Origin of the sequence: Microbacterium murale (genome assembly GCF_030815955.1) — a bacterium.
Classification (GTDB): Bacteria; Actinomycetota; Actinomycetes; order Actinomycetales; family Microbacteriaceae; genus Microbacterium; species Microbacterium murale_A.
In genome coordinates, this window is the sequence record NZ_JAUSXK010000001.1 from 252,631 (window position 1) to 272,580 (window position 19,950).

The 19,950-nt window shown below is 66.1% G+C and carries 22 protein-coding genes and 1 riboswitch; of the genes, 2 read left to right on the forward strand and 20 right to left on the reverse strand.

All coding sequences use genetic code 11. The annotated features are described in order from the left end of the window. Nucleotides 1-218: 218 nt before the first annotated feature. From QFZ46_RS01275 to QFZ46_RS01340, 14 genes are all read right to left on the reverse strand, one after another. Nucleotides 219-1,178, reverse strand: a complete 960-nt coding sequence (locus tag QFZ46_RS01275) for an NAD-dependent epimerase/dehydratase family protein (protein ID WP_307357540.1) — start codon at nucleotides 1,176-1,178, stop codon at nucleotides 219-221. Nucleotides 1,179-1,185: 7 nt separating this feature from the next. Continuing rightward, nucleotides 1,186-3,387 carry a bifunctional hydroxymethylpyrimidine kinase/phosphomethylpyrimidine kinase gene (locus QFZ46_RS01280; RefSeq protein WP_307357542.1) on the reverse strand — a complete coding sequence of 734 codons (2,202 nt, stop codon included), beginning with the start codon at nucleotides 3,385-3,387 and terminating at the stop codon, nucleotides 1,186-1,188. Beyond that, a complete protein-coding gene (thiM, locus tag QFZ46_RS01285) occupies nucleotides 3,384-4,256 on the reverse strand; it encodes a hydroxyethylthiazole kinase (RefSeq protein WP_307357543.1) in 873 nt (290 codons plus the stop codon). Before thiM ends, QFZ46_RS01280 begins: the two co-directional genes overlap by 4 nt. Next, nucleotides 4,247-4,341: riboswitch (TPP riboswitch) on the reverse strand. (Overlaps the previous gene by 10 nt.) A 26-nt stretch (nucleotides 4,342-4,367) precedes the next feature. Beyond that, nucleotides 4,368-5,093: a DUF402 domain-containing protein gene (locus QFZ46_RS01290; RefSeq protein WP_307357545.1), complete on the reverse strand. Its 726-nt coding sequence runs from the start codon at nucleotides 5,091-5,093 to the stop codon at nucleotides 4,368-4,370. Further along, on the reverse strand, nucleotides 5,078-5,515 hold the full coding sequence (locus QFZ46_RS01295) for a cupin domain-containing protein (RefSeq protein ID WP_307357546.1): 438 nt from the start codon (nucleotides 5,513-5,515) through the stop codon (nucleotides 5,078-5,080). Before QFZ46_RS01295 ends, QFZ46_RS01290 begins: the two co-directional genes overlap by 16 nt. After that, nucleotides 5,512-6,099: a pyridoxine/pyridoxamine 5'-phosphate oxidase gene (locus QFZ46_RS01300; RefSeq protein WP_307357548.1), complete on the reverse strand. Its 588-nt coding sequence runs from the start codon at nucleotides 6,097-6,099 to the stop codon at nucleotides 5,512-5,514. Before QFZ46_RS01300 ends, QFZ46_RS01295 begins: the two co-directional genes overlap by 4 nt. A 77-nt stretch (nucleotides 6,100-6,176) precedes the next feature. Beyond that, nucleotides 6,177-7,586, reverse strand: coding sequence for an HNH endonuclease signature motif containing protein (locus QFZ46_RS01305; RefSeq protein ID WP_307357549.1), 1,410 nt, complete (start codon nucleotides 7,584-7,586; stop codon nucleotides 6,177-6,179). After that, nucleotides 7,586-10,081, reverse strand: a complete 2,496-nt coding sequence (gene pheT / locus QFZ46_RS01310; protein WP_307357551.1) for a phenylalanine--tRNA ligase subunit beta — start codon at nucleotides 10,079-10,081, stop codon at nucleotides 7,586-7,588. The genes QFZ46_RS01305 and pheT overlap by 1 nt, the downstream gene beginning before the upstream one ends. After that, nucleotides 10,081-11,121 carry a phenylalanine--tRNA ligase subunit alpha gene (gene pheS, locus QFZ46_RS01315; protein ID WP_307357552.1) on the reverse strand — a complete coding sequence of 347 codons (1,041 nt, stop codon included), beginning with the start codon at nucleotides 11,119-11,121 and terminating at the stop codon, nucleotides 10,081-10,083. Before pheS ends, pheT begins: the two co-directional genes overlap by 1 nt. A 30-nt stretch (nucleotides 11,122-11,151) precedes the next feature. Then, nucleotides 11,152-12,072 (reverse strand): amino acid ABC transporter permease, encoded by a 921-nt coding sequence (locus QFZ46_RS01320; RefSeq protein ID WP_307357554.1) that lies wholly within the window; start codon nucleotides 12,070-12,072, stop codon nucleotides 11,152-11,154. Next, nucleotides 12,069-12,725 (reverse strand): amino acid ABC transporter permease, encoded by a 657-nt coding sequence (locus QFZ46_RS01325; RefSeq protein WP_307357556.1) that lies wholly within the window; start codon nucleotides 12,723-12,725, stop codon nucleotides 12,069-12,071. Before QFZ46_RS01325 ends, QFZ46_RS01320 begins: the two co-directional genes overlap by 4 nt. A 60-nt stretch (nucleotides 12,726-12,785) precedes the next feature. Continuing rightward, nucleotides 12,786-13,694 (reverse strand): glutamate ABC transporter substrate-binding protein, encoded by a 909-nt coding sequence (locus QFZ46_RS01330; RefSeq protein ID WP_307357558.1) that lies wholly within the window; start codon nucleotides 13,692-13,694, stop codon nucleotides 12,786-12,788. 37 nt (nucleotides 13,695-13,731) lie between these two features. Then, nucleotides 13,732-14,481: an amino acid ABC transporter ATP-binding protein gene (locus QFZ46_RS01335; protein ID WP_307357560.1), complete on the reverse strand. Its 750-nt coding sequence runs from the start codon at nucleotides 14,479-14,481 to the stop codon at nucleotides 13,732-13,734. 104 nt (nucleotides 14,482-14,585) lie between these two features. Next, nucleotides 14,586-15,398 (reverse strand): TrmH family RNA methyltransferase, encoded by an 813-nt coding sequence (locus tag QFZ46_RS01340; RefSeq protein WP_307357562.1) that lies wholly within the window; start codon nucleotides 15,396-15,398, stop codon nucleotides 14,586-14,588. Nucleotides 15,399-15,482: 84 nt separating this feature from the next. Here QFZ46_RS01340 and QFZ46_RS01345 point away from each other — a divergent pair, with 84 nt between their 5' ends. After that, nucleotides 15,483-15,905, forward strand: a complete 423-nt coding sequence (locus QFZ46_RS01345; protein WP_307357564.1) for a ribosomal maturation YjgA family protein — start codon at nucleotides 15,483-15,485, stop codon at nucleotides 15,903-15,905. 67 nt (nucleotides 15,906-15,972) lie between these two features. Here the strand turns inward: QFZ46_RS01345 and rplT are convergent, their stop codons facing one another. From rplT to infC, 3 genes are all read right to left on the reverse strand, one after another. Then, entirely contained in the window at nucleotides 15,973-16,359 is a 387-nt protein-coding gene (rplT, locus tag QFZ46_RS01350; protein ID WP_033106886.1) for a 50S ribosomal protein L20, read from the reverse strand. 33 nt (nucleotides 16,360-16,392) lie between these two features. Continuing rightward, a complete protein-coding gene (rpmI, locus tag QFZ46_RS01355; RefSeq protein ID WP_017828564.1) occupies nucleotides 16,393-16,587 on the reverse strand; it encodes a 50S ribosomal protein L35 in 195 nt (64 codons plus the stop codon). A gap of 72 nt (nucleotides 16,588-16,659) precedes the next feature. Beyond that, nucleotides 16,660-17,286, reverse strand: coding sequence for a translation initiation factor IF-3 (gene infC, locus QFZ46_RS01360; protein ID WP_307364454.1), 627 nt, complete (start codon nucleotides 17,284-17,286; stop codon nucleotides 16,660-16,662). A 262-nt stretch (nucleotides 17,287-17,548) separates the two neighbouring features. On the opposite strand from infC, the gene QFZ46_RS01365 reads away from it, so the two are divergent. Next, nucleotides 17,549-17,944, forward strand: coding sequence for a DUF1844 domain-containing protein (locus tag QFZ46_RS01365; protein WP_307364456.1), 396 nt, complete (start codon nucleotides 17,549-17,551; stop codon nucleotides 17,942-17,944). On the opposite strand, the gene QFZ46_RS01370 is transcribed toward QFZ46_RS01365, so the two are convergent. From QFZ46_RS01370 to priA, 3 genes are read right to left on the reverse strand one after another with little or no spacing between them, the layout of a single operon-like run. Continuing rightward, nucleotides 17,937-18,350: a hypothetical protein gene (locus QFZ46_RS01370; protein ID WP_307357568.1), complete on the reverse strand. Its 414-nt coding sequence runs from the start codon at nucleotides 18,348-18,350 to the stop codon at nucleotides 17,937-17,939. The genes QFZ46_RS01365 and QFZ46_RS01370 overlap by 8 nt on opposite strands. Before the next feature lie 22 nt (nucleotides 18,351-18,372). After that, the gene (locus QFZ46_RS01375; protein ID WP_307357569.1) at nucleotides 18,373-19,143 is read right to left on the reverse strand and encodes an SseB family protein; all 771 of its coding nucleotides are present in this window, start codon (nucleotides 19,141-19,143) and stop codon (nucleotides 18,373-18,375) included. Then, entirely contained in the window at nucleotides 19,127-19,873 is a 747-nt protein-coding gene (gene priA, locus QFZ46_RS01380) for a bifunctional 1-(5-phosphoribosyl)-5-((5-phosphoribosylamino)methylideneamino)imidazole-4-carboxamide isomerase/phosphoribosylanthranilate isomerase PriA (RefSeq protein WP_307357571.1), read from the reverse strand. Before priA ends, QFZ46_RS01375 begins: the two co-directional genes overlap by 17 nt. Between the last annotated feature and the right edge of the window lie 77 nt (nucleotides 19,874-19,950).

A 19,950-nucleotide genomic window follows, 5' to 3' on the forward strand; every position in this document is an offset into this window, starting at 1 on the left:
GGGTATGGGCCGATGGCGGCGACACCGGTGATCGACCCTCTCGTCGACGCATCGACGTTCGGGGAGCACGGGGTCGCCTAGAGTCGGCGGCCGCCCAGACGGCTGCGGCGTCGGCGCACCACGACGACGCTCGGAGCGAGCGTCGGGGAAGCGGAAACAGCCGAAGGCATGTGGCGACAGTAGCGCCGCGGCCGTGCGGTGCGCAAATCGGCAGACCGCTACAGCGTCTCGAGCAGCGCCGACTCCTCGTCACGGGTGAGTCCCGCCCGTCGCTCGCGGTTCACTCCCCTGGCCCGCTCATCCTCGACGATGCGCGCGATCGTCGTCTCCAGCGGCGTCAGGATTCCCCCTGCGGCCCGGTACGCGGCGTTCGAGCGCGTCATGAAGCCGCCCATGTCCATCGGCAGCCACAGCGGCAGGGATCGATCCCCCGACCAGAACTCGACGCCGCGCGCCTCGAGCCATCCATCGTCGGCCGTGATGACCTCGCCGTCGTGTGCGGTCGCCGTGCGGAAGGCATCCAGCACGTGGCCGAGGTCGTGCACATCACCGACGGCGTTGACCGTACCGGAGGAATCGCCGGCCACCAGGAAGGAGACCAGGTCATCGATGTCGATCACCTGCGCCGCTCGCCCCTCGACACTCGGGACGAGCACCGGACCGTCCGCAGCGCGGTCGAACGCAGCCGCCCAGTATCCGAAGCGATCGCTCGGGTCTCCCGGACCCACGATGAGGCCCGGACGCACGATGCGTGCGCGTTCGCCGAGCGAGCGGACGACCTCCTCGGAGGCGACCTTGTGCGCGCCGTACTCGTACTCGTCGCCGTCCCTCGCCGGCGCCACGGTCGCTGCCGTCTCATCCGCGCCTGGTGTCGCCTCGTCGGCGTACACCGACGTCGAGGAGACGTATGTCCAGCGCGCGGCGCGGCCACCCAGCGCTGCCACCGCACCGCGGGCGTGACCAACATGACGGGAGACGTCGACGATCTCGTCCCACTCGCCGTGCAGTTCGTCGTACGGATCGGCGTCGTCGCGGTCGGCGCGGACGAGCGCGGCGCCCTTCGGGACAGCGTGGGTGCCACGCGCGAGGCATGTCACACGTGCGCCGCTGTCGACCCATCTCGTCGCGATGAGGCCGGAGAGCCAGGCGGTTCCACCGAGAACGAGCACATTCGTCATATGCCCATCACACCATCTTCGCCTCGGGCGCGGCCGACGATCTACTCAGGGCGGATACGCACGACTCGTGTCGGAGCGGTTCAGCGAAGAACGCGAGCTCGTGCCGCGCTGATGCCTCGAACGCGCGCAGCATGCGCATCCGGCCTTCCCCATCGGATGCTGCGGCCGCCGACGCCACGTACTCGATCGCCTGCTGCGTGGCCTCGGCGAACGATTCGTCCGCGTAGGTGCGCAGCCACGACGCGTAGGGGTGGGTCATCGACCGGGCGAAGTCTCCGAAGTGCCCCTCACCGAGGCGCAGCCCGAGATCGGTGTACAACCAGAAGCACGGAAGCAGAGCAGCGATCAACTGCGCGTAGTCGCCTCCGTATGCCGACGATCTGAGGTGATCGAGATACGCGGTCGTCGTCGGAGACGGCGTCGCGGAGAAGGTCCCATCGCTCACGCCCTCATCCGGTGTGAGCCACTGCGCATGCAGTTCGAGCTCGCCGACGATCGACCCGTGCGCCGAGTTCGCCCAGAAAGCCTGCTCCTTCGCCGTCGGAGCGAGCCGCGCGGCATCTGCGAGCACACGCGCATAACCGCTGAGGTACAGGGCGTCCTGCGCGAGGTAGTGGGTGAACGCGCCCCTGTCGAGTGTGCCGTCGGCGAGCGCGCGGACGAACGGGAGCTCGTCGATGTCGGCACGTATCGCCGATATGTGCTCCCACCATTGCGTCACGACCTCGTCACGGGTCGGTGACGTATCGATGCCGCCTCGTGCGCGCGATCCTGCGAAATGGTCGATCGGCCCGTGACCACGCCCTACCTGCAGCTCAGCACCGGCGCGCAATGATTCGCGCAGCCATTCCCTCGCCGCGATCACGGCTTGCGGCCACTCCTTCCCCAGCGCACGCTGGGTGGCGAGAGCCGAGGACAACGAGCAACCCGTGCCGTGCGTGGCGTCCGTGTCGATCCGCGTGCCGGGAAACTGCTGAACGGTCGCTGTCGTCGCGTCGACGAAGGCGTCGGGCGACTGGTCCCCGCCGAGGTGGCCGCCCTTGATGAGAACGGCTACGCCGATGTCGGCGGACAGCCGCTCGGCATCCGCGATCGCGGCGGGCCAGCTGTCTGCGATCACCGTGTCCGCGAGCACTGCGAGCTCGAGGAGATTCGGGGTGACCAGGTCGGCCCGCCTGAGCAGATCGCGCAGTGCGTGCTCCGCATCCTCCTCGAGCAGGCGATCCCCGCTCGTCGCGACCATCACCGGATCGACGATGACGATGGGTGGGCGCGCGTCGTCGAGCCATGCGGTGACGGTGCGGATGACTGCTGCGTCGGCGAGCATCCCGATCTTGACGGCATCGATGTCGATGTCCACCGATAGCGCGTCGAGCTGGGCACGGAGGAAGTCGGCGGGAGGCACATGCACTGCGCGGACGCCCTGCGTGTTCTGCACGGTGAGGGCCGTGATCGCAGCCATCCCGTATCCGCCGTTCGCGCCGATGGACTTCAGATCGGCCTGGATTCCTGCACCACCGGACGGGTCGCTTCCGGCGATGCTCAGCACACGGGGAACGGATGCCGCGCCCCTCCAACGACGACGGAACGCACGTGCCTCCGTCCGAGGATCGTCCGCGGCGCACAGTGCCGAGACCACCGCGATCCCTGCCGCGCCGGCATCGCGGAGCGCCTCGACGTCGTCGATCCCGACGCCGCCGATGGCGACGCAGGGCAATTCGCTGAGCTCCGCGAACGCACGGAACCCTTCGATTCCCAGCGGTGCCGGGTGATCCGGTTTGGTGTCGGTCGGTCGGATCACTCCCACGCCGAGATGGTCGACGGTTCCCGGCGGCAATGCGCGCACGGCATCGAGGTGCGCTGCGGTGTTCGCGGTGAGTCCGATGATCGCGTCAGGTCCGAGCAATTCCCTCGCGCGCTCGACTGAGGTGTCGGACTGTCCCAGGTGGACGCCGTCGACGCGAGCGCCGCGCGCGCGGGCTTCGAGCGCCGCATCCAGCCGGTCATTGACGACGAGCGCTGCGCGTGCGTCGATCACGTCGGACAGCTCGATGAGCTGGTCGACGATCTGCGCGTCGGTCGCGGTCTTGTCGCGCAGCTGGACGATGCCCACGCCACCAGCGACCGCTTCTCGCACGACGTCGACGACGCCTCGTTCGCCGCACAGCACGGGATCCGTGACGAGATACAGCGAGAGATCGATACTCACGAGACGTCCATCTCGACGCGTGCGGTCGTCTCGTCTTCGATGCGTGCCGCACTGTCGAGATCAGCAGGCGTCGTGGCTGCCAGTTCATCAAGGAAAGCGACCGCGAAGCTGCCGGGGCCGGTAGCTCGGGCGGCGGCGCGCTCTGCGGCGATCGTGTAGTACACGGTGGCGGCCGTGACGGCGGTGAGAGGTGAGAGGTGTATCGAACGCGCCGCGCCGAGGAAGGCGGCCATGACGGCGCCGAGTGCGCAGCCGCCACCCGTGACGCGAGTGAGGAGCTCGTCGCCGTTGGCGATGCGGAAGACACGCTCTCCGTCTGTGATCAAGTCGATCGGCCCGGAGACCGCGACGACGCTGCCGTAGCGGGTCGCGAGCATGCGCGCAGCATCTGCGGCGGCGTCCGGAGAATCCGTCGCATCCACGCCGCGTCCACCGGCGCTCATTCCGGCGAGTGCGAGGATCTCTGAGGCGTTTCCTCTGATCGCTGTCGGACGCTGCTCGACGAGGCGCTGTGCGTGGGCGGTGCGCACCGGCAGAGCGCCAATCGCGACCGGATCGAGCACCCAGGGCGTTGCTGATGCCGCGGCACCTGCGGCAGCCTCGAGTCCGGCGGCACGCTGCTCCGGGGTGGGCGTGCCGAGATTGATCAGAAGGCCGTTGGCGACTCCGGCGAACAGCTCGGATTCGCCGACGATGTCAACCATCGCCGGAGCCGCACCGACGGCGAGCAGCACGTTGGCGGTGAAGCCGGTGACGACGGCGTTGGTGATGCAGTGCGTGAGCGGCGGCGCCTCGCGCACCGACTTCAGCAATCGCATCGCTTCAGCGACGACGGGCTGGGCGGACGGTGGGTACAGAAGATCGCTCATGGCGACATCCCTTCGCTAGTACGAACTAGATCAGGTTCGACGGGTGTGTTCTCAGCCGCTCGGCGCGGCACCCCGTGTCACTGCTCGAAGTCTAGCGATGGTGCGAGAGCGTCAGCTCGGTAAGTCGGCGAGTTGCGGGATCGTCCACGTCGGATCCGGGCGCCAATCGACCCATCTCTGCGCGAACGCCCAGTGCCCGTCACGGAACGCGGCGATCGCGGCGTCCGCATGACGGGTGATCTGCTGCGCCTCGTCGACGGAAATGCGGCCCTGTTCGATCGCCGCTTCCAGTTCGTCCTCGTCCTTCAGGCTGATGTCGCCGGCGGCATCGATCTCGACGTCGAGCACGTGGTCGGATGAGTGCGTGGCTGCGTGCAGGCGTTGATGCGCGTTCTCGAGGTTCACGTACCAGCCGGCGAATTCCCAATCGTCCCCGGTGGCCTCGTTCCAGAACAGCCAGACGGACCAGGGCGTGCCGGCGGGCGCGATGCGCAGCACTCCATTTCCCCACCACTCCTCCACGATCCGGGTGCGATCGACGAGCCAGCGCTGATCGAGCGGCACGGTTCGGATGCGTTTCCCGTTCGATGCCCCCATCCCCTCCAGGAGGGTGCCAGGCGTCAGCCACGCCACCAGGCCCCGTTCGTCGTCACGGACGACGCGCATCGGCGCGATGTTGGATGCGTCGCCCTGCTGCCAGCGTGGCTTGCGGGAGTGCCAGTCGATCTGCGCGCCGGTGCTCAGAAAAGGTGCGACACCGAGCTCGCGGGCACCGGATGGCGCCGTCGCTGCGGTTGCCCGCGGCACGGCAGACGCTTCGATCACGACGCCGGCCACGGCATGGGCCGCTCGGGCGCGCGCGTGCCGTCGTTCGGAAGGTGCGGCAGCTGCTCGCCACCGGCACGGATGCAGAGCCAGCGCAGCTGCTCGGCGCTGTCCGGGCGTGCACGCCAGGTGCGCCAGACATTCTGTTCGACTCTGACGACCGTGCCAGGGCCGACTTCGACGACCTCGTCATCCAACCCCATCTGGCCCGTCCCCCCGAGGAAGACGTAGAGCTCTTCGACGTGGCTGTGCGTGTGCCAGTATCCGGCCTCTTCGCCGGGCTCGAGCGCATTCGCCGTCATACCGATGTACTGCATCTTCAGCTCGTGGTCTACGACCCGTCGACCGTCACGGGAACGCGCCTCGTCGAAGCCACCGAAATGGTCACGCCACTCGTCCGGCGCACCGATCTGCGTCACCTGATAGCCGCTCATGTCGCAGTGTCTCCGTTCGTATCGCCGCCGGTCACCGTGTGCGACCAGTTCTCACCCTCGCGAAAGTACACGATTCGCGTGTGCCGGCGGTCGACGGCGCCGTTCCAGAACTCGATCCTGGTCGGAGCGAGGCGCCACAGAACCCATTCCCCCGGTGCGATGCCCTCGCGGGCCGAGGCAGAGCGTGCTGCCAGGTCGGCATCGCTCTCCTCAGGAGTCGCTTCCCGCACAGCGCCTCGCACGCGCACGGCTCTGACGATCGGCTGCCACCAGAAGTTCAATGCCGCCGAAGGGCGCGCGAGAAGCTGCTCAGCCTTCTGCGACGAACGGTGACCGGCGAACGCCCAGCCGTGGCTGCTGACGTCCTTCAGGATCAGCGTGCGTGCGTCAGGAACACCGTCGGCATCGACGGTCGCAAGGGTCGCCGCGTGAGGTTCAGGGACGCCGTGGGCCACTGCCTCGTGGATCCAGGTCCTGAACAGCGCGGCCGGATCGGCGGGCAGGTCATCGAGAGTGACAGCCAGAGGCACACCCGTGAGTGCAGGCTGCTCACGCAGCCAGGTGGATACGGATTCTGAAGCCATGCGCTCATCCTCGCCGGTCATCAGGAGAGACGTCGAAGGACACGCGAGTGAACCCGGCAGCGCGCGCTGAGCACGGTTCAGAACGGCGGGGCGATCGCGGAAGAACGTGGTGGGGGTTTGCTTTCGTGGCCGGTGGGTGTGGTGACTTGGACGGTGTTGTCTGGTCGGTTGCGGTAGATCGCGCGGGTGAGATGTCGGTGCGTGTGGTCGCGGGGGCACAGGGGTCTGAGCTCGTGGAGGTCGGTGGTGCCGCCGTGGGCCCAGGGGGTGGTGTGGTCGATGTCGGCGTCTTGGGCGAGGCGGTTGCAGCCGTCTCTGGCGCAGGTGCCGTGTTGCAGGATGAGCCACTCGCGTTGCGCCGGGGTGGCACGGCGGCTGCGGCGGTCCATGTCGATGACGATGCTGCGGATCGGGTCGATGATCACCCGGCGGAAGGCTGTCGTGTCGAGGAACACTTGCTTCGCGGTGAGGGGGTCGATCGGACCATGCCCGACGAGCTCGGCCTCCTGGGCGGGCACGGTCTCCCCTTCCAAGAGTTGAACCGGGATGGTGACGAAGATCTTCGTCTTGACTGCCTTGTCGGTACCGATACCGCGCAACCAGTCGGAGCACAGATCGGCGCGGATCTGGTCACGGCTACGGCACTCGTCCGGGTTCTTCTGCAAATGCTTCGCCGCCGACGTCAACCGGCGCTTCGCCGCGATCGCCTCAACTGTCGGGATGTATGCCATGAACCAGCTCATGCCGTCTTCATCCTCGTGAACCACCACGCGGCGGCCACGAACCTTGCGAGCATGCCGCTCCGTGGCCCCGACCGGATCGAGCCGATCAACCAGGGTACGCAACCGACGCAGGAACGCCGCCGGTGGACACGAGAACGCCCACTCGGACGCTGCCTGATCGATCAGCCGCATCGCCTCACGTTCGAGCTCAACCTCTTCCTCCGACGCACCGATATCGGCACGTACCCGCGCGAGCGATCCCACGGTGCGACCGACCAGATACATCGACACGAAACCATCCTTGGCCTGCCGCCACAGCAACGGAAGATGCGTCATCGCCTCTTCTGCCGTGAACAGCACCCCGCGCACATACTCTTCCGAACACCTCAGTCGCAGCGCGATGTCGAAGATCGCAGCACGCTCGGCCTGCGCCACAGCATCCTTGTCCGTCCCGTGCACATAGACGTGAGGATTCCGTCGAGCCAACGCGACAGCATCAGCGATCCGGCACGACCGCATCGCCTCATACCTATTCAGATCAATATCCGCACACTGCAGATCATCCAACGCCGACTCCACGAAGAACGCCGCATCACGCGGCCGATCATCCACATCGTCGAACCAAGGTTCCATGAACTCAGTATAGTCCATATGTTCGATATGAGCAAGAATTTGATTCGTTGTTATGTTCGACGAAGTGGCAGTGAAAACAGAACGCCGGCATCCCGAAAAGAGACACCGGCGTTCCGAACGAGACTCAGGCACTACTCGCGCAACGCCGCCCCGAAGCGCTCAGCCGTGACAGCGACACCGGCGAGCTTCGCCTCGGTCGCCTCGCCCGCGGTCAACGTGCGATCCTCAGCACGGAATCGCAGCGCGAACGTCAGGCTCTTCGAGCCGTCGGGCACGCCCTCGCCGCGATAGTCGTCGACCAGTCGCAGCGACTCGAGCAGCTCGCCCGCGCCTTCGACGAGAGCAGCGCGCAGCTCGCCAGCCGTCACAGAAGTCGGAACCACCAGCGACACATCCTGCGTCGCTGCTGGATATGTCGACAGCGATGCGGCGACCACGCGCGATCCCGCCAACGACAGGATGCCATCGAGATCGAGTTCCAGCACCACCGCGCGACCAGGCAGATCGGCGTCAGCGGCCACCTTCGGATGCAGCTCACCGACGTAGCCCACCTCGGTGCCGCCGACGCTCAGCACGCCCGTACGCCCTGGGTGCAGCGCCGCGCGCTGCCCCTGCTCGACATCGATCTCGACGCCTGATGCTGCAGCGATCACGCGCACGGCATCCAGCGCCTCCGTCAGTCCGAAAGCCTCTGCAGCGCGACCGGGCTGACGCTCGGTCACGTTGCCCGTGAAGAGCCCGGCGACATGACGGTGCTGTGGTGGGATCGAGGCGTTCAACTCGGCGAGCTTTTCATCCGAAGGCCGCTGGCCCAGCGGCGGCACCTCATCGGTGCCGTACGTGACTCCCGGCTCCGGCAGGAAGACGACACCGATCTCGAAGATCGCAAGGTCGGTGAGTCCCCGCGCGATGTTTCGATGCGCGATCTGGAGCAGGCCGGGGATCAGCGATCGACGCAGGAACGGCGCCTGCCCGTCGAGCGGGTTCGCGAGCTTGATGCTCGGAAGGTGCTCCCCCGATGCCGATCCGTGAAGATCGTTCTGCGCCTCAGTGGTGAACGGGAACGCGGGCGTCTCGACCAGGCCCGCGGCAGCCAGCGCGTTCGAGACGCGACGACGACCCTGCTGATGGGCGGTGAGTCCGCGGCCGGACGGCGGGGTCGGCAGTACGGCGGGGATACGGTCGAGCCCGTGAATCCGAGCGACCTCCTCCGCCAGCGTCCACCTGTCCGTGAGATCGGGACGCCAGCTGGGTGGGATGACCTGCCAGCCGTCGGTCGTCTCGGTGACCTCTGCGCCGATCGTCTCGAGCGCGTACACGATCTCTTCATCCGTGTAGTCGACGCCGATCAGTCCTGGAACGAACTCGGCGGGAAGCTCGATGCCGTCGATGGAGACGTCGCTGAACAGCGCACCACCCACCTCGTCGATGCGACCGCCGGCGAGTTCGACCATCAGATCGGCAACACGGCGCGCGGCGACGAACGGCACCAGCGGATCGACACCGCGCTCGAAGCGCTTGGACGCTTCGCTGGGCAGCTTGTGGCGACGCGCGCTGCGTGCGATGGAGATCGGATCGAAGATCGCGGCCTCGATGAGCACGTTGTGCGTCTCGTCACCCATCTCGGTCGTGCCGCCGCCCATGACACCGGCGAGGCCGATGGGGCCTGACTCGTCGGTGATGAGCAGGTCTTCGACGTGGAGCGTACGCTCCTGGCCGTCGAGCGTCTTCATCGTCTCGCCGTGCTGCGCGCGACGAACCGTGATGCCGCCGGAGAGCTTGTCGAGGTCGTACCCGTGGATGGGGTTGCCCAGCTCGAGCATCACGTAGTTCGTGATGTCGATCAGCACACCGAGCGAACGGATGCCGGCGAGCGAAAGCCTGGCGACCATCCACGGCGGCGTCGGACGGGAGGGATCGACATCGCGGACGACACGGACGACGAACTCCTGCACGGCAGGGCTCTCCCGCAGCGGCTCAGCGTCGACGCTGATCGGGAAGCCGGTTCCCGGCTCCACCTCCGACCATTCGTGCTCCGCAGGATCGCGGAAGTCCCCACCGGTCGCGTGCGCATACTCGCGGGCGACTCCGCGGATCGAGAAAGCGTAACCGCGATCGGGAGTGACGTTGATCTCGACGGCGACGTCGTCAAGTCCCAGCAGTTGGATCGCATCAGTGCCGACCGGAACGTCGATGCCGAGCGACGACAGGACGAGGATGCCGTCGTGCTCATCCCCCAGCCCCAGCTCTCGCGCCGACGCGATCATCCCGTCCGAGACGTGACCATAGGTCTTGCGCGCAGCGATCGGGAACGGGCCGGGCAGTACGGCGCCAGGCAGCGTCACCACGACCTTGTCGCCGACGGCGAAGTTGCTCGCACCGCAGACGATGCCTCGCGGCTCAGCCTCGCCGACATCCACCTGGCACCAGCGGATCGTCTTGCCGTTGGACTGCGGTTCGGCGTCGAAGGACAGCACCTGCCCGACGACGACCGGACCGGAGATCTCGAAGCGGTGGATCTCCTCCTCTTCGAAGCCGACGGTCACCAACGACTCGAGAATGTCCTCTGCCGTGGCATCCGATGCCACATCGACGTACTCACGCAACCACGAAAGCGGGACGCGCATCACACCACCATCCCGAACTGCTCACTGAAGCGCACATCGCCCTCTGCCATGTCGCGCATGTCCTGCACATCGCTGCGGAACATCAGCCCGCGCTCGATCCCCATCCCGAAGGCGAAGCCGCTGTACACATCGGGATCTATGCCCGCCGCACGCAACACGTTCGGGTTGATCATGCCGCACCCGCCCCACTCGATCCAGCGCGCGCCGCCCTTGAAGGTCGGGTGCCACAGGTCGAGTTCGGCTGAGGGCTCGGTGAACGGGAAGTAGTTGGTACGGAAGCGCGTCTTGGCCTCGGGGCCGAAGAGGAGCTTCGCGAAGTGGTCGAGGGTGCCTTTGAGGTGCGCCATAGTGATGCCCTTGTCGACGACGAGGCCCTCGAACTGGGTGAACACCGGCAGGTGCGTGGCGTCGAACTCGTCTGTCCGGTAGACCCGCCCCGGGCACAGCACGTAGATCGGCACGTCGCGATCGAGCATCGAGCGCACCTGCACCGGACTCGTGTGCGTGCGCATGACGAGGTGACGATCGACGGGATCGACGAAGAACGTGTCCTGCATCTGACGTGCAGGGTGATCGACGTCGAAGTTCAGCGCGTCGAAGTTGAACCACTCGTGCTCGAGCTCCGGCCCTTCCGCGATCTCCCACCCCATTCCGACGAAGATGTCGGAGACGTCGTCCTGAAGCTGCGAGAGAGGATGCCGTGCTCCGACACGCGTGCGCGACGACACGGCGGTGATGTCCACGCGCTCCGCCTCCAGGCGTGCCGCAGTCTCCGCCTCGGCGAGCTCGGCTTCACGGGCAGCGAGAGCCTTGGTCACTTGACCGCGGCCCTGACCCACGAGCTTGCCGAAAGCGGCCTTGTGCTCGGGCGCGACCTGACGCATGGAGGCGTTCAGGACTGCCAGCGGCGACCCCTCAGCGACATGCGCGGTGCGAGCCTCTTTCAGCTCTGCGGTATCGGCGGCGGCACCGATCGCCTCGAGCGCTGCGGCGACGGCGGATTCCACCGCCTCGGGCGTGATTTCAGGGGCATCAGACACGAGACATGAGTCTACCGGCGAGCCGTACGCTCAAATGCCCGGACCCTGGCTGTTCCCGTCGAATTTCCCCGCGCCCTTCTGCGCCACGAGAATCTCGGTGTCGGTGCCCTCGTGCATCACCGCCGCGTTGTCCGCGGCGAGTGCCTGCAGCTTCGGCGAACGACGGGTGCGAATCTCCACCCATTTCGCAATACCGGAGAGGATCAGACACATGATGATGTAGATGCCGCCGATGACGAATGTCGACTGCAGGATCGGACGGCCCTGCTGCGACATCAGCTGCTTCGCGTAGTACAGCAGTTCGGGGTAGGTGATGATGAATCCGAGTGCGGTGTCCTTCATCGTCACCACGAGCTGCGCGACGATGACCGGGAGCATGGCACGGATCGCCTGCGGCAGCAGGATGAGTCGCATGACGCCGCTCTTTCGGAGCCCGATCGCGTACCCGGCTTCTCTCTGCCCACGCGGCAGGGATTCGATGCCGGCGCGCAGCACCTCGGCGAGGACGGATCCGTTGTACAGCATCAGCGCGATCACGACGGCGAAATACGGCTCCATCTTGATCCCGATGACCGGCAGACCGAAGTAGAGCAGCATCATCAGCACCAGCACCGGGATGGCGCGGAACAGCTCCGTGACGACAGTGACCGGGACACGCACCCACGCATGCTCGGAAAGCCTGCCGATCGCGAGGATGAATCCGAGCACGATACTCAGGACAGCCGCAGACGCGAATGCCGCGAGCGTCGCTCCCAACGCCTTGAGAATGCCCATCCACACGTTGGAGAACGTGAAGATGTACCACTTCTCTGCGGAGAACTGTCCTGTCGCGAAGAGTCGGTAGACGATGAACCCGAGCGCCGCGAGTACGACGATGACGGTGATGACAGCGATGACGCGGTTGCGCGCGATCGCACGGGGACCCGGGACGTCATAGAGCACGACACTCATCGCACGATCCTCCACTTGTTCTCGAGGCGGCGTTGCACCGCGCTCAGCACGAGCACCAGAGCGACGAACACCGCGGCGACCCACAGCAGGACTTCCATCGGGTTTCCCGGACGATCCCCTGCGTCGTTCACCGACGCTCTGAGAGCACCGAGCTCTGCGATTCCGAACCCGGCCGCCACCGTGGTGTTCTTCAACAGGGCGATGAAGACGCTCATCATGGGCGGAACGACCGAGCGGAAGGCCTGTGGAAGGATGACCTCGCCCATGACCTGTCCGAACGGCAGGCCGATAGCGCGAGCCGCCTCTGCCTGACCGACGGGCACGGTGTTGATGCCTGCGCGCAGCACTTCGGCGACATAGGTCGCGGTGTAGATGCCGATCGCCAGGATGCCGAGCACCAGGTTGGACAGCTTGGGAAGCCCCAGCGCCGGGTAGCCGAAGACGAAGACGAAGAAGACCAGCGTGAGCGGGGTGTTGCGCACGACGTTGACGTACAAGGTCCCCACGGCGCGAGCGATGGGCACCGGTGAAACACGCGCAGCCCCGATGATGAATCCGAGCACGAGAGCGATGAGCCCGCCGACTACGAAGACGAGCAGCGTGTTGACAATCGCCTCGCCCCACAGGTCGAGGTTGCCGAAGATGACGTCCACGCCGTCTTCCCTTCTGAAAAGTTGGAGGGGCGGCCCCTTTCAGGGCCGCCCCGGGGGCACTCAGTCGACAGCGGGCTGTTCGACCTCGATACCCGATGAACCGAGGTTCTTGTCGAAGATCGCCTGCCAGATGTCGCCACCATCGGTGAAGAGGGTGTTGATGTGCTCCTGCAGAGCGGTGTCGCCCTTGGCGAGGCCGACGCCGTAGCGCTCCTCGGTGAACAGACCGCCTGTGACCTTCAGCTCGTCCGGATACTGAGCCGCGTAGCCGATCAGGATCGCCTGGTCGGTCGTGACCGCGTCGACCTTGCCGCTGAGGAGGTCTTCGACGCAAGCCGAGTACAGGTCGTACTCCTGCGTCTTGATCTCGGGGAAGTTCGCCTTGATGTTCTGGATCGGCGTCGAGCCGGTCGCCGAGCAGACGGTCTTTCCGTTGAAGTCCTCGAGCTTCTCGGCCTCCGGTGTATCGGCGGCGACGAGCAGGCCCTGGCCGGTGACGAAGTAGGGACCCGCGAAGTCGATGAGTTCCTTGCGCTTGTCGTTGATCGAGTATGTGCCGACGTAGTAGTCGACGTCACCGTTGATGATGGCCTGCTCGCGGTTCGCCGAAGCGATCGGCTTGAACTCGATCTTGTCCTCGTCGAAGCCGAGCGATGCGGCGATCCACCGTGCGATGTCGACGTCGAAGCCGGTGCGCTCCCCCGTCGTGACGTCGAGGTAGCCGAGACCGGGCTGGTCCTCCTTGACACCGATCGTCACCTTGTCGGCTTCCTGCATCTTGTCGAAGGTCGGACTTCCCTCCAGCGAGACGTCACTGGCCACCTCGAACCACGTCGAGTCCTCGCCTGCGTCACCGCCGTCACCGGTGTCGCCGCCCGGGCTGCTCGGGCTGCCGCTGTTACAGGCGGTCAGCGCCAGCAGCGCTACCGTCGCGATGCCGATGCCGGCAAGAGTTCGTGTGCGTCGCATGATGTGCGTCTCCTTCGTGTGCTGTGAGTGAAGTAGGTCAGTGTGTGAGGAGCTTCGAAAGGAAATCCTTGGCTCGATCGCTCTTCGGATTGGTGAAGAACTCCTCGGGCGTCGCCTCTTCGACGATCTTCCCATCCGCCATGAAGACGACACGGTTCGCAGCCTTGCGCGCGAAGCCCATCTCATGAGTGACGACGATCATCGTCATCCCGTCTTTCGCCAGCCCGACCATGACATCGAGCACCTCGTTGATCATCTCCGGGTCGAGCGCGCTGGTCGGCTCGTCGAAGAGCATGACCTTCGGACGCATCGCGAGCGCACGTGCGATCGCGACGCGCTGCTGCTGTCCGCCGGAGAGCTGAGCCGGAAGTTTCGAGGCCTGCTGGGCGACGCCGACGCGTTCGAGAAGCGCCATGCCTTCTTTGTCGGCATCCGCCTTCTTGAGGCCGCGCACCTTGATCGGCCCCAGCGTCACGTTCTCGAGGATCGTGAGATGGGCGAAGAGATTGAAAGACTGGAAGACCATGCCCACGTCGGCGCGGAGCTTCGCCAGTCCCTTGCCCTCGGCGGGAAGCGGCTTGCCATCGATCGAGATCGTGCCGCTCGTGATCGTCTCCAGACGATTGATCGTGCGGCAGAGCGTCGACTTGCCGGATCCGGACGGCCCGATCACGACGACGACTTCACCCTTGTTCACGGTGAGGTCGATGTCGGTCAGCGCCTGGAAGTCGCCGTAGTGCTTCTGAACGTTCTCCACCACGACGAGGGGTGTACCAGTCTCGGTCATGTCCCCACACTAGTGAGTGCATGAGCGCGGGAACCAGCATCCGCGTCGGCGGGTTATCGAGTTGTAACCGATCGGAAACAGGACGAGCCGGGAGGAGCTTGCTGTCAGCGGCCGTCTGCGGCGCGCTGAGTGAAGGCGCTTTCGTACAGACAGACGCTGGCAGCGGTGGCGAGGTTCAGCGACTCGGCACGACCGAAGATCGGGAGTTTGAGCACGTGGTCGGCAAGCGCGAGTGCCGACTCCTCAAGTCCATGAGCCTCGTTCCCGAACAGCCAGGCCGTCGGCTTTGCGAGCACGCCGTCCGCACGGGCCTGCAGCAGGTCGTCGCCCTTCACATCTGCGGCGAGCACAGTCACGCCAGCAGCGTGGGCGCGTTCGACCACGTCCTCGAGGTTTCCGCCCACTGACACCGGCAGATGGAACAGAGATCCCGTCGTGGCGCGCACGACCTTGGGGTTGTGAGGATCGACCGTGCGACCCGTGAGGATCACGGCATCCGCGCCCGCCGCATCCGCAGCACGGATGATGGTGCCGAGGTTGCCCGGGTCGCGCACCTCCTCGCAGATCGCGATCAGGCGAGGAGATGCCCCGAAGATGTCTCGAGCCGATGTCGGAGCTTGGCGAACCACGGCGATCAGCCCCTGTGGGGTGACGGTGTCGGCCATGGCGTTCAGCACGTACTCGGTGACGAACTCGACCTTCACCGCATGGGTGGCGCTCGCCGCACGCAGGTCAGGATGCTTCTCCCACCCGGCCGGCGTGGCGAAGAGTTCCACAATGCCTTCGGGACGGTATGCGAGCGCCTCGCGGACGGCTTGAGGACCTTCCAGCAGGAACAAGCCCGTCTCCGTACGCGCACTGCGCTTCGTCAGCTTCGCGACGGCTCGGACACGCGGGGACCGGGGATTCTCCAGCACGATCCCAGTCTAGGGACACAGACACCCAGCTGCGCACATGGAGACGTCGAGCGTGCGCGCAGGTTCACTTCGTACTGTGCTCATGTGACCGATCGCACCAGACGCTCCACTGCCCGGCGCCGGTTGGCGCTCGTGGCGGTGGCGGTCGTGGTACTCATCGGCGGTCTGCTCGTGCATCGGTTCGGTTCCGGCAAGGTCGGCGACATCGCGGGCGACGCCCTCTACGCCGTGCTCGTGTACCTGCTGTTCGCGATCCTCTTGGCAAGGACTTCACGAACACTGCCCGCCGCGCTTGCGATCATCTTCTGCACGGCCATCGAGTTCCTGCAGCTCACCGACCTGCCGCGCACATGGGCTCTCGCGTTCCCACCGTCCGCACTCGTTCTCGGCTCGGGCTTCGCGCAACGCGATCTGCTCGTGTACCCGGCATCCGTTCTGCTCGGGCTGATCGTCGACGTCGCGCTCTCACGAGCAGCGCGACGGCAGCGGTCGCTGCCGAGGCACTGACGGTTTCAGGCCGACAGACGAAAACGGGCGCCTCCCCTGAGGGAGGCGCCCGTCGTCTGAAAGATGCTTACGCAGCCGACTTCGGAGCGTTGACGTCGGAAGGCAGTGCCTTCTTGGCCGTCTCGACGAGCGAGACGAACGTCGCGGGCTCGTTCACCGCGAGCTCGGCGAGCATGCGGCGGTCGACCTGGACGCCCGCAAGGCCGAGACCCTGGATGAAGCGGTTGTACGTGATGCCGTTCTGGCGTGCAGCGGCGTTGATGCGCTGGATCCAGAGGCGACGGAAGTCGCCCTTGCGCTTGCGACGGTCGCGGTACGCGTAGACCAGGGAGTGGGTGACCTGCTCCTTGGCCTTGCGGTAGAGGCGCGAACGCTGGCCCCGGTAGCCGGAGGCGCGCTCGAGGATGACGCGACGCTTCTTGTGGGCGTTTACCGCCCGCTTTACTCTTGCCATTTTCCTGAGTTCCTATTCCTGCGTTCGGGCGCTTCAGCGACCGAGAAGCTTCTTCGCGACCTTGGTGTCAGCCTTCGAGAGCACCTGGTCCTGGTTCAGACGGCGGGTGCGACGGCTCGACTTGTGCTCGAGGTTGTGGCGCATCCCGGCCTGCTGCTTCTTCAGCTTGCCGCTGCCGGTGATCTTGAAGCGCTTCTTAGCACCCGAGTGGGTCTTCTGCTTCGGCATCTTCTCTTCCTTCGTATGGCGCCTTCTCAGGCGACGGTTCAACCCGCGTTGCGGGAGTCTGGGGGGGGCGGATTACTCCGCGACGGCCTCTTCGGTGGAGGCCGTTGTCTCACGGGTCGCATGCGACGCCTGCTTGTTGGCCGCACGCTGCGCATCGCGCTGGGCGTTCTGCTCGGCCTTCGCGTCGGACTTGTTCTTCAGCGGCGCGACGACCATCACCATGTTGCGTCCATCGATCGTCGGGTTCGACTCGACGGTGCCGAGCTCGGCGACGTCCTCGGCGAACTTGCGCAGCAGGCGAACGCCCTGCTCGGGGCGCGACTGCTCACGACCACGGAACAGGATCATGGCCTTGACCTTGTCGCCGGCCTTGAGGAAGCCTTCGGCGCGCTTGAGCTTCGTCGTGTAGTCGTGTGCTTCGATCTTCAGACGGAAGCGCACCTCTTTGAGGATCGTGTTCGCCTGGTTGCGACGAGCTTCCTTCGCCTTCTGCGCGGCCTCGTACTTGAACTTGCCGTAGTCCATGATCTTGACCACGGGCGGCTTCGAGTTTGGGGCGACCTCGACGAGGTCTAGGTCGGCTTCCTGCGCAAGGCGCAACGCTGCCTCGATGCGGACGACGCCGATCTGCTCACCCGCGGGGCCGACGAGGCGGACCTCGGGGACGCGGATGCGCTCATTGGTGCGGGGATCGCTGATGCGGAACTCCTTTTAGACGATGGATTAAGCCACCGTGACGCTTTCTGCGACACGGGCGAAATCGGAATCGTCCCCCACCCACCGCGCATTCAGACGCCGGCTTCGCACCCTGAACATCGGACTTCGTCCGATCTGCCGACGTGAGCCGGTGGAGTGCAAGACCCGGTAGCCTTGAACGGCAAGCGCGGGTGGGAAGTGAATCCTCTTTCGTTCCGGAGCAGTTTCGCTCCGGAGCCCGACAAAGTCTAACAGAAGGCAAGGCATAGTGACGATTCCGGTTCAGGATGACGGCCACGACGAGCGCCACGAGCGCTGGCAGCAACAGGAGGATGCGGCATCCGCAGCCACCCGCGACATCGCGGACGTACCCGCCGTCGAGGTGATCACCACCGCCGCCGTGCATCTCATGAGCGCAGCAGCGGTCAAGACCGGCCTCGCAGACAACCCGGACGCCGAGCTCGACCTCGATGAGGCCCGCAAGCTCATCAACGCCCTCGCCGGTCTCATCACGGCCGGTGCTCCCGAGATCAGCGACATGCACGCGCGCTCTCTGCGCGACGGGCTGCGCTCGCTCCAGCTCGCCTTCCGCGAAGCATCCGCCATCCCCGACCCGATCGGCAAGGGGCCCGGCGAGAAGTGGACCGGGCCGGTCAACTAGGGCGCTCGGGTATCACGGTGATCGGGGCGGCGACGCCGGGGCCGCCGCAGGCCTCGGTGGAATGCGTCCATTCGATTTCATGGCCGGATTCCTGCAGGAGCGTGCCGGCAGCGTCGTAGACGCGGATCGTCGCTTCCTCGGGGGCCGTCATACTCAGGTTGAATACGCCGTCCTCGGCGTGCACGGGCATGCCCATGTCCGAAGACGGTGCCGGTTCTTCTCCTGGGCCCGCTGAGCATCCGGCATCCACGCAGAGCTGCACGAGCACGGCATCACCGAATGCCGAAGCATCGACCTGCACGGTGTTGTTCCAGCCGATCGCCGGGCACACGAGGTCCGATGAGCATCCGGTCGTTCCGAGCGCGAGTACGAGCCCCAGCATCCCGATCGCCAGCATCCTGCGCATGGGGCGAGCATATGGCAGAAGCTCAGCTGGAGCGGCGGAGCTTCACCGTCAGGGAGTCGGCGAGGACGGCGATGCGGTCATCCGCGGCCCAACGCTGCGCCAGGCGTGCGAGCACGGCATCCAGCACATCGCGCTCCAGACCGTCGACGAGCTCGAGGATGACGATCAGTTCTGGACCGCTCAGCCGCGCATCCGGATCGCCGGCATCGACCGCGACGTCGATCACCGCGAGCTCGCGCGCGACGCTCTCCTGAAGAGCCGTGAACACCTCCGGGGAATGGAAGCTCGGCTCCCACTTCTGCCCCTGCGCGACCGCCCAGACGGCGGGGCGACGGATCACGAACTCGGTGTCGGAAGTCGGATCCAGCACGATCAGGTCGGTCTGCTCCGACGATGCCGCCAACGCCGCGCGCACAGCCTCGACCGGGATCGGCCGAGCCGTGGCATCCCACTTCTGCATCGCCGTGACCGAGGAGAACACCGGCTGCACGGTACGACCGTCCGGAGCCGCGACCGTCACGATCGACAGTTCCTGCGTCTTGTCGACGGAGAGGCCGTTGGGGGCCACGCCCTCCTCGCCCTTCTCAGCGACGAGAGGGATCAGCACGCGAGCCGAGCGGAACGCATCGATGACCTCGACCTGGCTGCCCTCCCCCGCGCGGAAGCGCAGCAGAGCGGCGAGAAGTTCCGGGTCGGCAGAGCCGTCATCCCCCGAGTGCGGGTTCGATTCGAAACTGCGCCCCTCCCACGGGACGCCCGCCGAATCGCCGGCGTCGTCAGTCCCCTGCGACATCCAGCGCCTCAGCCAGCGTGAATGCGCCGGCGTAGAGAGCCTTGCCCACGATCGCGCCTTCGACCCCGAGGTGCACGAGCTCGCGCAGCGCGGCGATGTCATCGAGGCTGGAGATTCCACCGGATGCGACGACCGGCTTCGGCGTACGGGAGGTCACTTCACGCAGCAGTTCGAGGTTGGGGCCGCGCAGCGTGCCGTCCTTGGTGACATCGGTGACGACGTAGCGGCTGCATCCGGCATCCTCAAGACGAGCGAGGACTTCCCAGAGGTCGCCGCCCTCCTTCGTCCAGCCACGAGCCGCGAGAGTCGTACCGCGCACGTCCAGGCCTACGGCGACGGCCTCGCCGTAGCGGCCGATCACGTCAGCAGCCCATTCCGGGTTCTCCAGAGCAGCGGTACCGAGGTTGATTCGGGAAGCTCCGGTCTCGAGCGCGGCCTCGAGGCTGGCGTCGTCGCGGATGCCGCCGGAGAGCTCCACGTTCACACTGCGGAACTGCTTGATGACCTTGCGGAGCATCGGTGCGTTGGATCCGCGACCGAACGCGGCGTCGAGATCGACCAGATGGATCCACTCGGCACCCTGATCGACCCACTCGGCCGCGGCGTCGAGCGGATCGCCGTAACTGGTCTCGCTGCCTGCCTCGCCCTGGGTCAGGCGGACGGCCTTGCCTCCGGCGACATCGACAGCCGGGAGAAGAGTGAGCTTGGGCGTTGACGCGAAGTCGTTCATCTCGTCCTCAGTAGGGGGTGGAGTGCTCCGATGGGAGGGCACGAGAACTGAGAGTACCTCCGAGGCCGGTCAGCCTC